Source organism: Neobacillus rhizosphaerae, from assembly GCF_937468385.1.
Taxonomy (GTDB): domain Bacteria; phylum Bacillota; class Bacilli; order Bacillales; family Cytobacillaceae; genus Neobacillus; species Neobacillus rhizosphaerae.
The window spans coordinates 42,720-54,475 of sequence record NZ_CALBWS010000038.1 but is presented as its reverse complement, the minus strand read 5'-3'; the positions used below and the strand labels follow the sequence as shown (position 1 = coordinate 54,475).

Here is an 11,756-nt window from a genome sequence, read left to right as displayed (position 1 = left end):
TAAGGGGCCTAAAAAAATTGTCCATGCAGGCGATGCTTACTTTTGCTGCCATGAATTTGAAAAAGATGGCCAATTGGACTTGGGAAAGTCCAGAAATGGCCTAAAAGTATGGATGGGATAGATCTAAATTCTGCTCTTACGAGCAAAAATTCAACGAAAAGGCACCCGAATGGGCTCATTCGGATGCCTTTTGTCTACAATCTGAAATAACTACCTACTTGAGGTAGTTATTTTATTTTATGTTTCTCTTTATATTTCTTATATCTCTCCAAAAATATCTTGAATAGTCCTTTTATAGCCATCTTGAGTAATCGCACGTCTTATAAACTGTTTTTCTTCTTCTGAAATTTCACTTTTATACAAATCAAAGAAAAATAAAATATTTAATGTGTTAACAATACTACTAAATATTAATATATGTTTCTCAATTTTTATTAAGATATCGTCATTGGGGTTAATTTCCTCTATAAAACTATTCAAATCAAAATACTTATCATTAGAACCGTGAACAAACTTTGAAAGTTCTTGATATTCAATCTTCCATAGTCCCATAATCTGAGAGGTAAACTGATTAATTAAGTTACCTTGTTCAGTATTATAATAATAGCTAAAAGGGTATTGCTTAATATAATCCCCCATCTCTTTTACAGACAGGTTTTTAAATTCGGGGTCCATTTGTTTTTTTGCAAATTCAATTGGATGATCTTTGAAGTAAATAAAACTAATAATATTTTCCAACGATCTTCTAATCATTGAGAATGATGGACTCTTAAAGCCCAAAATCCCTAAAACTAAAACCTGATTAAGATTAGATATTGTTTCTTTTAAATATTGTAATGAACCATTGGAAACTGCATCTTTCCTCTCCAACATTCCACTCCAGAGTTTAAATGATACGATGCATTTCAACATTGAAGCAGAAAAATTATTATAATAAGGTAGGCTTTCAATATTAATATTATATGTCTGTTTTAAATAACTACTAATTTGGTCTCTTTGATTAATAATGTGGTCATCGGCAAACATTCTTTATCTCCCCTTATGAGATCTGAAAAACTCTAACCAAACATCAACAAAATTGTCTTCTTTATTATCAATAGAATCGTTGTTATACCGGATTGTTTTTATATTTATATTGCTGTTATAATTAGTAAGAGTATTGTTGAATTTATTACTTGACTTATCCTTCATAAATTTTCTCCATAATTTCAAGAATAAATCTAAATCTTTGCTTTCCTTTTCTGCTACTTCACTTACAATAATCCCTATTAGCTCATTCCGACTTCTTTTTTTCTTACTTAGTCCATTAATGTTTAATGAAAACTCAGCAAGCTTAATAATATCACTATTTGATGGAAACTTCGTTTTATCAATTAAAACCAATGGTAACAATCCTATTAATTGTTCCCTTTCGTTTTTCTCCTCTTTTTTCTCAGGGAGTTTTTCTATTGAACCTTTTTCTGTTACTGAACCCGCTAATAATCGAAATAACTCTTCTCTTACGTCTTCTAATACTTCACTGTCTATTCTTATAAAATTATGAATGTTTTGGTCTGAGGATGAGGAGTTAATGGAATCAAGTATATCTAATGCCATATAAATAACACTTTTTGTTTCTTCTCTCATTTTAAACCCTCGCCTTTCTCATAAATTCTTGAGTAATAGCTATTATCTGTTTTGTAGATTCCTCGTCCCCTAAGTCAATTATATAAGTTTTTCCAGTTTTCTTATTTTCAGGTGAGAGTGCTTTTTCAATTAATGTTTTGGCTTTTAATTCAGAACTAAAAAGTTTCCGTTTCCATTTAACGTCTTTTTTAATTAACGCTTTTACATCATCATAAATGTTCCAATCAGATCTTACCATTGTTAAGGTTATACCTAAAAATTCAAGTTCCTGTTCAAAGTCATCCTTTAAGGTACTGATATAATTTTCTAACAAAGGTAAGCCAAAAAATGACAAATAATCTGTTTTCATTGGTACAACATATCCATCCGAACTTAATAGTGACAATTTAGTATAACCTGATATCGTAGGAGGACAGTCTAGAATAATAACATCATATATTTCACTGAGCTTTTTTTCCTTAATAAATTGCTTTAATCTTAAAGGTCTCTCATTTAGGTTTAAACTCATTAATTGTAAATGCGAAGGAATAATATCAAATTTTTCGTAAATTGGATAAATAAATTCAGGTTCTTCTTCTGTACTACCTTTAACAGCTCCTGGTAAGTCTATATGTGGGGATAAAATTCCATATACCGAATTTTTTGGTTTAGTAAGAATAGTTCTAACCTGTTCGTCATTTAAAGTATACTGTGTTGCATTCATTTGTGGGTCCATATCTATTAATAAAACATTTAATTTATATACTTTAGCAAGAGTATATCCTACATTAACAGCGAGTGTAGTTTTTCCTACTCCTCCCTTCATATTAATAAATGTTATTATTTTGCCCATATTTTTGTGCCCCCTCTTTATATATACAATTTGTATTTTACCATTTGTTGTTAAAGAAAAGACAATATAAAATATATTTAAGTAAAAGAAGCCTTTGCTGAAAAGTTTAATGATAGTCTTCCAGAAAATAAATTAAGAAGTCAGTATACGATTGATAAAGTTTCGGAGTACTTAATGCAGAAGAATAGTTGCAATTCAGTAGCTTAGACATAACAATTAAAATTTAGGAGATTTCTATGGATGGTAAATTAATAAAATCGGTGGTTTTAGAGGTTATTAATCTAACAAAAGACAAAGGAGCTGGCTACTTTCAACAAGATGTACTATTGAGAGAGATATCTGAAGAGTTAAAAATACGTGGTAACGAAGAACTTGAAAGAGCATTACTTACTGTTTGGTATGATTTGTTCAGAGCTGGTCATTTATCTTGGGGACATAACTTAAGCAATCCTAACCCACCGTTTATACATATAACAGAAACCGGCCGTGCCATTCTTCAAAATTTAAGTAGAGATCCATCGAATGAAGAAGGATATATTATATATAAAATCTAAATGTTCTTTAAATCCCATTGCAGAGTCATATCTTGAGGAAGCAATAGTAACTTTTAATCAAAATTGTTTTAAAGCTGCTGCTGATATGATTGGTGGGGCAGCAGAAAGTATGGTTCTTGAATTAAGAGATATTCTTGTGGATAAAATGAATAAACTAAATAAAACTGTTCCTCAACAACTCAATGATTGGAGAGTTAAAACAATATTTGATCAAATTGAAAAAGAATTAACGTTTGTAAAGAAGCAAATGCCCCACAAATTAAAAGAAAACTTTGATTCCTTTTGGTCAGCATTGTTTGCACCAATAAGAATGACTAGAAATGAGGCTGGGCATCCAACTAGTGTTGCTCCAGTAACTTTTGAGTCTGTTCACGCAAACCTTCTTATTTTGCCGGAATTGGCAAAGCTAATTACTGAAATGAAAGATTGGATTGTAGCGGGATATCAGTGACATTTACTTAACAAGATTGTTTTTCCATTAACAAACTTGTAGGAGGAGTATATTTTCAAGAAGTAAAGACTAGATAGTGAGGGGGGAAGTTGATAAACCCACCAACATCCCAATGTGTTGTCAATTACAGTCCACACAAGTTGGAAATGTAATACGAAACCAGACCTTGATAAACCCTTTGCCAGTTTTAGCAAAGGGTTTATGTATGTACTAGTAATAATATGGAGAAGCTTAATCATTTAAAGAACATTAACGGTATTTACAAAAAATAGATTCATTTTAAAATATACATCCTTTAAAAATTTTTTAAGAAATGTTTTCCTTATACTCATCTACAACATTTTCAATACTTCTTAAATGTCCCCTGCCTAAATTCCCATAGTATTTTGTATGAAGGTCTACCGCTTTCAAAGCAATCTTTAGTTGATCGAGACCAAAATCATTTTTAATATTTTCTAAATAATAACGAGTAGCTTCAGTATTAATGGTTCTAGTATATCTTTCCCCATTCGTCATTGATCCAAATGCCTCAATATAATCTCCAGCACTACCTTGGTTCATTCCTAACTCACTAAATAAATTGTTTGTAGCTGTTGTTCTATCAATCTGTCTTTGATAGACTTTTTTTGCATAATAGTAACAACGAATAAATATTTCACTGGTTATTTTCATAGAAGTCACCCTCAGCTTAAATTAATTTTGTAGTATACATCCTTTAACTTATCTTAAATTTAAAACAGACCCTTTAATCCTATACCATATCAATAATTTCAGGTTCATCATTTCTTTTAAAGTTTTGCTCTTGAATAAACAGCTTGTAAGCAACACTTCCTATAGTATTTGTAGCAACTGCATCTACGGTACCGCCAATAATTCCTCCTGCTAAAGGCACCATCTTACCTAAATTTATGACACCTTTTTCTCCAAACTTTGTTAGTAAACGAAAGCCTACAGCTTGGTTGATTTTTTTTATTACTTCGAAAGGGATTTTTTTAATACCGGTTACTGCAAGTTTTTTTCCTATCTGAACGCCTGCGTTTTTAAGAATATCTTTTGCTCCATTTCCAGCTAAACAGGCATAAACAAAAGATTTAACCTGGTCATCTTTTACATCATAACCACCCATATGTGCAATAGCCGCAACCATTCTCATTTGAACTAGAATAACGCTAGTTATATTGGCGGGTACTGCAACAGGTAATGTAATAAGTCCTCCTAAACCTGTTAAAAATCCACTAGTAGCACTTTTGGTGTTTTGCCACAGTATTAAACTTTTAATTTTTTCATTTAAGGTCCCACTCTTTTGTAAGTAACTATCAGCTAATTCTATGGCGGTGTCCATTCCCGGAACACCACCATTAATTGCTTTATCATAAGACCAATCTAATGCCTTCATTATTGCGTCGTGTGTTAAAGATTTTGTTTTAGACAACTTTACTCACCTTTCTCTTAGGAAATTATGGTAATATTATACTATAAAATTAAGTGCGGAAATTACTATTTTTTCTTTTTAATAATATTATAAAGAGGTGTGAGTATATGCCTATAGAAGTTGGGATATGGAAGGTAAATGGCGGTATAAAAAAGGTGGATTTCTCAGTAATTGAATCAGAAAGAAAGTTGGAAGATATATTGTCGAAAGATTTGTCTATATTATCTGATGATCTTTTATTGATTGGTAGGCAAGTTCAAACAGAGTATGGGAAATATCTAGATATGCTCGCAATAGATGGAGAGGGCAACCTTCATATTATTGAATTAAAGAAGAATAGAGCACCTAGAGAAGTAGTAGCTCAAGCATTAGACTATGCTTCCTGGGTACAGAATCTTTCATATGATCAAGTATTGAGAATATACGAAGATAAAAATAACTGCCCATTAGAAGAAGCATTTGCTGAGAAGTTTGATGATAGTTTACCAGATAAGTTAAATGACACACACCAAATTACAATTGTTTCGTCACAACTTGATAGTGAGACAGAGAGAATAATTAATTACTTATCAAATAATTATGACGTTCCAATCAATGCTGTTTTCTTCCGTTATTTCGAAGAGGGGGAACAACTTTTTTTAACTAGAAGTTGGCTTTTAGATCCTAATGTAATAGATGAGAAATCTAGTAATACAAAAGTAGAGAATAAAAAGGAAAAATGGAATAAACAAGATTTTGTAGTTAATTTTGAAGATAAGGCATCTAGAAAATGGGAAGATGCAGTAAAATATGGATTTATTTCAGCAGGTGGTGGACGGTGGTATAGTAGGACATTAAACCAATTATTTGTTGGTGCTAGAATATTTTGTATGATACCTAAAAGTGGATATGTCGGTATTGGTACAGTAATAGAAACTGTTAAACCTATAAAAGATGTTACATTTAAGGTTAATGAAACAGATGTTAAAATGTCAGATCTAAACCTCAAAGCAACCAATATGTTTCACGATGTAGAAGATCTTGAGAAGTGTGAGTATGTTGTTAAAGTAAAATGGTCAGCCAATGTATCTAAGGAAGAAGCTTATTGGGTGAAGGGTTTAAAAGCTAATCAGAACAGTGCCTATAAATTGAGAAGTCAATATACTATTGATAAAGTTTTAGAGTTTTTTGAACTAAATACAGATGAATAAAAATTATAAATAGACAGGTGTCAATATGGAGAGAAAAAGACCAATTATACAAAACAAAATCGAAATCCCCGTAAATATTTTCAAAGGAGAAGAATTAATAGCAGAATGTCCTAGTATTCAGGAGGCGGCGAGATTTTTCAAAAAAGAAACAAATTCTTAACGTTTCAATTGGTCTGCTATTAATAAGGGGATTTGGTACGGTGAATCGTATTCTAAAGATGGAGCTACTTATTTTTTTACAACCGATAAAGAAGCTGTTAAGAAGAAAACTGGATACGATGTAGTCTAAAACTAGGTAAGATGATAATACAGATTACTTTAAGTGGTATTATGAAAACCAAACTCTGATGAATACCAGAAAGATGAGTTTGACCAAATCTAAATATGTTATATAAGTATATAAAAATAATGGAGAGAAAAAAATTATGCCAGAATTTAGAGTTAATAAGAAGCAATCATCGAAGAAAAGAATTGTTATTACCATTGTTTTTGCCTTGCTTTGTGCCTCCGTTGGATCAGCAGGAACATATATGCTTTTGGAAGGTGGAGAAGAAAAAGTAGTAAAAGCAACAACAGCAATAGAAGGTGAGGTCATCGTAGAAAATGTCGCATATGATAAGGTGCGAGAAATCAGCAAACATTTCGGATATGAGGATATCCAAGACTTCGATTACACCGAAGATGACACTTATGAATTTTTGAAAAATCAAGATGATGATATTTGGCTTGAAACAACAGGCAAAAAATTCGGAAAGTATCTTTTCGGAAAAGAATACAACATTCATTTGTTTGGTTACTTTATGCTTGGTTATGATTTGAAAAATATCAAAAAAGAAGATTTTTATTTTGATGAAAAATCCAAGATTTTACACATTAAAGTACCAGCATTAGAATTAGCTTATATTCCTATGTTTGACAAGAGTTATTTTGATAGTTTTGTAGGATTATTTAGAAAGGAATACACTGAGAGTTACCGAAAGTTGATTTATGAAGATGCGATAAATCAAGGTATCCAAGCTATCCTTGATGATAAAAGCAAAGTTCTTGAAGGTTATAAATTAACAAATGATTCTCTTAAAGAAACATTATTCGGCAAACCAGAGTTAAAAAAATATGTCAAAGATATTGTTTTTGAAAAGTCCGTTCAAGAATCAACTATAAGAGTAGAAAAAACTAGAGAAGCGGTTCTTGGTGAAAAAAAAGAAACTGAATAATAAAATTCATTCCATTTATTGCTACATTGTTTCTTTATTCTTAATGATGGACTTATTAAAGAAACATTGATAAGTATTTTAAGTTAACAGATACGATGCTTTAATAAGGATCTCCTCTATGAGTTTGTGAAATATTACACTACTTAGGGATATTTAAATGTTTTAATATTACATCCTGTACTTTTTCATCGTTGCCAAACCAGTCGCGGGCTCTCTTGATTTTCGTTTTATCAAAGGGTTTGATTTTTAAATTTGGATAGGTTTCTTGATTTAAAATACGTTTTGCTTTAAGTACTAATCTTTTCTTTTTCTCAATCTTCACTCGGTAAGCCTCCCTAAGAAAATTTATATTATGTTAATAGTATTTACCAAGTTTACAGTCCTCTTAAAGAAAGAGCTTATCTGATCTAAACTCAATTTAATGATTGAATTTTGTAAAGGGAAAATAGTCTTCAAAGTTGGTAAACCCACCAACATCCCTTTGTGTTGTCAATTACAGTCCACACATAGTGAAGCAGTGGCGAAAATAGTTTTAATATAAATTAATTTGAGGTGCCTGTTACCATCCATAATTTGTCGATAACAGATCGACATTATGCGGGTGGTGACAGGCACTTTATTATGCATCAATCCCGTTTTTTCAACTTGAAAGGTGATAGTTACAGACCTCAGGGAGAAGTAGCTGAAAAAACAGAAACATAAGAACTGAGAAGGCCTTATGGGGAATTTTAAATGGGCCTTGACACGAGCTGCGGCCGATCTTTTTATGTAGAGATATTTTGATAAAAAATACATTTCATTCACTGTTCAAATAAATTTAGATTGACACGAACACTTTGCATGATACCTTAAAAATATATATAAATATTTCGAGGTGAATTATGAGCAATATATTTACTATGTGCTTTGTTGAGAACAACGATCAACTACTTTTACAGAAAAGAGTAAAGAAACCGTTTAAAGGATTATGGAACGCACCTGGCGGGAAAGTGGAAGCGTATGAATCTCCTATTGAAGCATGTAAAAGAGAAATACAAGAGGAAACAGGTCTAGAGATAGATAATGTGAGTTTTAGAGGAATTATTACAGTTACGAATGAATATCAAAAAAGCAGTGATGTGCTGATGTTATTTCACGCTAAAGAATTTTCCGGAAATCTAAGTGAGTCTGATGAAGGCGAGATAGCTTGGGTTGAAACAGAAAAAATATATTCGTATGACAATACCCCTGAAAGTTTTACATGCCTTTTACCTTATATTCTTGAAACAAGTAGTACACTGACAGGAAAAATGATTTACAGAAAGAGGAGATTAGAAATATTTGACATTAATGTGTGAGAAATTTATCAAAATAAGAAGGATTTAACGCAAATTTGCCGAATACTGTCAATAAAATAATTATTGTTGGGGGCATATTCATTATGGGGAGTTCTGGGGTAGGAAATTTTGGGAATTATCCAGGTAACACTAATCCAACCAAAGACATGTGTCGTACTGAGAGAAAAAATGTTGGGCTTGAGGAAGTAGGACGGTTAGAATATTTTAATGTACATGGAAATGTTCCAGTGATAATGGAACCAGTCGTATTGAGCGACCAACTAAAAAATGGGCGTTTGGTTGTATTGTCTGAAACAACCGGTGAAGAAATCGGTTTTTTACCTAGTACATATAGTAGCTTACTAGCGTGTATGAGAAAAGGATTTAGCTACAGAGGGAATGTAGTTTATAGCGCCTTAAGACCTATTCCAAAAGTGGATGTGGATTTAAATGCACACGAATGATTCACAAAACCGTTTTTTAATTCTGGGAGAAGTATTTACTGATGTGCATATAGATATTTCCGAATCACCTTTAAGGCTAGGTGGTATTTTCCATAGTGCAAGAGCTTTTAGTGCCATTAATTGTGACTATGCTTTAGCTGCTATTGCACCAAGATACTTATATGGTAATATCAGGAAATTCGGAAATCATCTAAATGCGCAACAAACTGTTATTGTGGGCGAAATAAATGGTTCCCCAAACGTGATGAACATCCAAGAATCTGCTGAAAATGGTGATCAAGGATATAATGATATATTAAGGGGGGAGGCCGAAATTACGGTTAACCACCAGCAACTAAACCAAATTATTGAGGAGTACAATCCAACAGACATATTAATTTATCCAGGCAAATACAGTGTTGAAGATACGTTTCCCGCGCTAGAAAATTTTAATGGGAAACTACACATTGATGTTCAATACGGTATTGAGTCACTTGAAAAAATGATTTCACATAATTTTAATTTTAGTACAATCATTCTTTCAACTTCATCAACACTGTTTGAACAGAACTACTTCTCAGTGGCAAATTTAGTCCTATCTTCGCTAGGGGCAACCACAAATTCATTTTTATTAAAAGAAAATAGAGGTGGTTCTACTTATTACGATACAACAAACCAAGCATGGCATGAGGCACCAGCATTTAAAACAGAGACAGTGCACTCAGTTGGGGTTGGGGATTGTTTTAATGCCATTTTTTTATCTCAACAAAGTCAAAGAGAAATTAAAACAGCATTAAAGATAGCTTCCTATATTGCAATGATTTATGCGAGTACTTTTGTTTTCGAGGAATTTAAGGATCTAATATCTAATTTGGATTTTAATGATATTGAGAATCTTCCAGCGAAAAGGTTATCGTGGGGAGAAAGACAAAAACATCATATCTATATAGCAGGTCCTGATTTTCCTGATGTTGATACAAGGTTAATTAAAGAAATGCATGATAATTTAAAATATCACAACTTTATTCCGCACAGACCAGTGGTTGAGAATGGAATAATTACCGGTAACGAAACAGAGGAACAACAACAAGAGGCATATCAAAAAGATATAGCGTTGCTTGAAAAGTCCTCTGTTTTAATCGCTGTAATACTAAATGATGATCCTGGAACGTATGTAGAAATAGGCTACATGGTTAAAAGCGGTAAACCAGTAATACTTTTTGATCCTTATAAAAAAGTCAGAAACCTGTTCCTCAAGAAATCTGTAGATTACATTGTGCATTCCATGAATGAGGTAATTGACATAGTGTACGATGTTTTGGGAAAAAAGGACTTTAAAACCATTGAAAAGTATGACGCACTGCTACTTGCTTCCGGGGGATTAGATTCAACTGTCTTAGCATATAAATTACTAGGAGAAGGTAAGAAAATATTGCCTGTCTTCCTCAGATATGGCCAGCATTTTGCAGATACAGAATTTAATACATTATTAGATGTATTGCCGCCAATATTACTTTCACATGTTAAAGTAATTAACATAGAGGACATCTTTAAAAATTCTGATTCAAGAATGATAATAGAGCCAAATTTATGGCTAGATGAAGTAAGCGGCGACGACCTATATCTTCCCTATAGGAATCTATTATTTTTATCTATTGCTTCTTCAGTTGCTCAAACACTGGGAATAGAGGAAGTATATTCTGCCTTTATTAATTCTAATCATGCTAAAGAAATAGATTGTTCAAAAGAGTTCTTTGATAAATTATCTGGAATGCTTTCTGAATATGGCACTGTACAAATAGAAATGCCATTTAGAGACTTTTCCAAGGCAGATGTCATTAAGTTGGGGATTGATTTAGATGTCCCAGTAGCACAAACGTACTCTTGCCAGGCTAATAGTACAACCCCATGTGGTGTTTGTCCAAATTGTGTTGATAGGCTTGCTGGCTTTGAATCGTTTCAAGAAACTAATACCTAAACTCTGGTCGCTGAAATCGGCTTTCTAACATTTTCCTAATGATTGAGTGGCACGAAGACTGAGGGCTAAAATGCAAGTTGAACTGAAAAGACAAAACAGTATGAGAAAGAAGAGTAAAACCTCATACTTTTTTTGATTTTCATTAGTTTTTTTCTTTAAAAGGCAAGACAGCCGCATTCAGAGGATTCCTTTTCTACATTTACATCTGTATTTGCAGTTAACAATAACTTTAATTCTTTGTAACAATTATCCTTTATTCTTTGAATAACTAACATATTTATCGAATAATTGCAAGTACTATCTTCCTTTTTGCCCTCTTCTTATTTTTATAAAGTTTGAAATAAGAAGAGGGCAGATTTTCTAATCCTTAGCTTTTACAAATGTATTCCGAATGATTATGTTTATACTTCTGAAAAAAATAATAAGGAAATTAATGAAGTATTTGATAAAGAAGCTATTGAAAGATGGTCAACCTTGAAGGTGAAAATAATAAGGGATTTCAAGAGATAAACAATATAAGTGATTTAACCAATATATACCTGTTTGGTCTAAATTTTTAAAAGTTTGTAGCAATAAGATATGATATTATTCATCAACCGTCGATTCAAGAAAATGATTTTTATAATCTTATTTACTTAACTTTCGCACCCAAAGAAGTCTACCTTTACATGGCGTAGATTTTTACTTTTTCTTAATGTTCAAACAATTGACTAAGTAACG

The 11,756-nt window shown here is 32.1% G+C and carries 13 protein-coding genes; 7 read left to right on the top strand and 6 right to left on the bottom strand.

What is annotated here, in order from left to right; genetic code table 11:
* Positions 1-258: 258 nt before the first annotated feature.
* From M5A78_RS21550 to M5A78_RS21540, 3 genes are read right to left on the bottom strand one after another with little or no spacing between them, the layout of a single operon-like run.
* Positions 259-1,026 carry a hypothetical protein gene (locus M5A78_RS21550; protein WP_248737338.1) on the bottom strand — a complete coding sequence of 256 codons (768 nt, stop codon included), beginning with the start codon at positions 1,024-1,026 and terminating at the stop codon, positions 259-261.
* A gap of 3 nt (positions 1,027-1,029) precedes the next feature.
* Positions 1,030-1,626, bottom strand: a complete 597-nt coding sequence (locus M5A78_RS21545; RefSeq protein ID WP_248737337.1) for a hypothetical protein — start codon at positions 1,624-1,626, stop codon at positions 1,030-1,032.
* Between the two features lies 1 nt (position 1,627).
* Entirely contained in the window at positions 1,628-2,458 is an 831-nt protein-coding gene (locus M5A78_RS21540) for a ParA family protein (RefSeq protein ID WP_248737336.1), read from the bottom strand.
* 236 nt (positions 2,459-2,694) lie between these two features.
* Here M5A78_RS21540 and M5A78_RS21535 point away from each other — a divergent pair, with 236 nt between their 5' ends.
* Together M5A78_RS21535 and M5A78_RS21530 are read left to right on the top strand one after the other, a co-directional pair.
* On the top strand, positions 2,695-3,012 hold the full coding sequence (locus M5A78_RS21535) for a hypothetical protein (RefSeq protein ID WP_248737335.1): 318 nt from the start codon (positions 2,695-2,697) through the stop codon (positions 3,010-3,012).
* Positions 2,981-3,463, top strand: coding sequence for a hypothetical protein (locus M5A78_RS21530; protein WP_248737334.1), 483 nt, complete (start codon positions 2,981-2,983; stop codon positions 3,461-3,463). The genes M5A78_RS21535 and M5A78_RS21530 overlap by 32 nt, the downstream gene beginning before the upstream one ends.
* Positions 3,464-3,769: 306 nt before the next feature.
* On the opposite strand, the gene M5A78_RS21525 is transcribed toward M5A78_RS21530, so the two are convergent.
* Complete coding sequence (locus M5A78_RS21525; protein WP_248737333.1) at positions 3,770-4,135, bottom strand: hypothetical protein; 366 nt, start codon at positions 4,133-4,135, stop codon at positions 3,770-3,772.
* Between the two features lie 79 nt (positions 4,136-4,214).
* Positions 4,215-4,895 (bottom strand): EcsC family protein, encoded by a 681-nt coding sequence (locus M5A78_RS21520; protein WP_248737332.1) that lies wholly within the window; start codon positions 4,893-4,895, stop codon positions 4,215-4,217.
* Between the two features lie 107 nt (positions 4,896-5,002).
* Between M5A78_RS21520 and M5A78_RS21515 the strand changes: the two genes are divergently transcribed.
* Positions 5,003-6,085, top strand: a complete 1,083-nt coding sequence (locus M5A78_RS21515) for a PDDEXK family nuclease (protein ID WP_248737331.1) — start codon at positions 5,003-5,005, stop codon at positions 6,083-6,085.
* Between the two features lie 425 nt (positions 6,086-6,510).
* A complete protein-coding gene (locus M5A78_RS21510) occupies positions 6,511-7,299 on the top strand; it encodes a hypothetical protein (protein WP_248737330.1) in 789 nt (262 codons plus the stop codon).
* A gap of 139 nt (positions 7,300-7,438) precedes the next feature.
* Here the strand turns inward: M5A78_RS21510 and M5A78_RS21505 are convergent, their stop codons facing one another.
* Entirely contained in the window at positions 7,439-7,621 is a 183-nt protein-coding gene (locus M5A78_RS21505; RefSeq protein ID WP_248737329.1) for a hypothetical protein, read from the bottom strand.
* Between the two features lie 559 nt (positions 7,622-8,180).
* Here M5A78_RS21505 and M5A78_RS21500 point away from each other — a divergent pair.
* The 3 genes from M5A78_RS21500 (at position 8,181) to M5A78_RS21490 (ending at position 11,036) form a co-directional block, all read left to right on the top strand.
* Positions 8,181-8,636 carry an NUDIX hydrolase gene (locus tag M5A78_RS21500; protein ID WP_248737328.1) on the top strand — a complete coding sequence of 152 codons (456 nt, stop codon included), beginning with the start codon at positions 8,181-8,183 and terminating at the stop codon, positions 8,634-8,636.
* A gap of 83 nt (positions 8,637-8,719) precedes the next feature.
* Positions 8,720-9,079, top strand: a complete 360-nt coding sequence (locus M5A78_RS21495) for a hypothetical protein (RefSeq protein WP_248737327.1) — start codon at positions 8,720-8,722, stop codon at positions 9,077-9,079.
* Positions 9,066-11,036: a 7-cyano-7-deazaguanine synthase gene (locus tag M5A78_RS21490; RefSeq protein WP_248737326.1), complete on the top strand. Its 1,971-nt coding sequence runs from the start codon at positions 9,066-9,068 to the stop codon at positions 11,034-11,036. The genes M5A78_RS21495 and M5A78_RS21490 overlap by 14 nt, the downstream gene beginning before the upstream one ends.
* Positions 11,037-11,756 lie beyond the last annotated feature (720 nt).

What these genes read in the sequence shown, in the direction of transcription:
- M5A78_RS21550 (WP_248737338.1), bottom strand. Translation starts at nt 1,026, where the DNA reads ATGTTTGCCGATGACCACATTATTAATCAAAGAGACCAAATTAGTAGT.
- M5A78_RS21545 (WP_248737337.1), bottom strand. Translation starts at nt 1,626, where the DNA reads ATGAGAGAAGAAACAAAAAGTGTTATTTATATGGCATTAGATATACTT.
- M5A78_RS21540 (WP_248737336.1), bottom strand. Translation starts at nt 2,458, where the DNA reads ATGGGCAAAATAATAACATTTATTAATATGAAGGGAGGAGTAGGAAAA.
- M5A78_RS21535 (WP_248737335.1), top strand. Translation starts at nt 2,695, where the DNA reads ATGGATGGTAAATTAATAAAATCGGTGGTTTTAGAGGTTATTAATCTA.
- M5A78_RS21530 (WP_248737334.1), top strand. Translation starts at nt 2,981, where the DNA reads ATGAAGAAGGATATATTATATATAAAATCTAAATGTTCTTTAAATCCC.
- M5A78_RS21525 (WP_248737333.1), bottom strand. Translation starts at nt 4,135, where the DNA reads ATGAAAATAACCAGTGAAATATTTATTCGTTGTTACTATTATGCAAAA.
- M5A78_RS21515 (WP_248737331.1), top strand. Translation starts at nt 5,003, where the DNA reads ATGCCTATAGAAGTTGGGATATGGAAGGTAAATGGCGGTATAAAAAAG.
- M5A78_RS21510 (WP_248737330.1), top strand. Translation starts at nt 6,511, where the DNA reads ATGCCAGAATTTAGAGTTAATAAGAAGCAATCATCGAAGAAAAGAATT.
- M5A78_RS21500 (WP_248737328.1), top strand. Translation starts at nt 8,181, where the DNA reads ATGAGCAATATATTTACTATGTGCTTTGTTGAGAACAACGATCAACTA.
- M5A78_RS21495 (WP_248737327.1), top strand. Translation starts at nt 8,720, where the DNA reads ATGGGGAGTTCTGGGGTAGGAAATTTTGGGAATTATCCAGGTAACACT.
- M5A78_RS21490 (WP_248737326.1), top strand. Translation starts at nt 9,066, where the DNA reads ATGCACACGAATGATTCACAAAACCGTTTTTTAATTCTGGGAGAAGTA.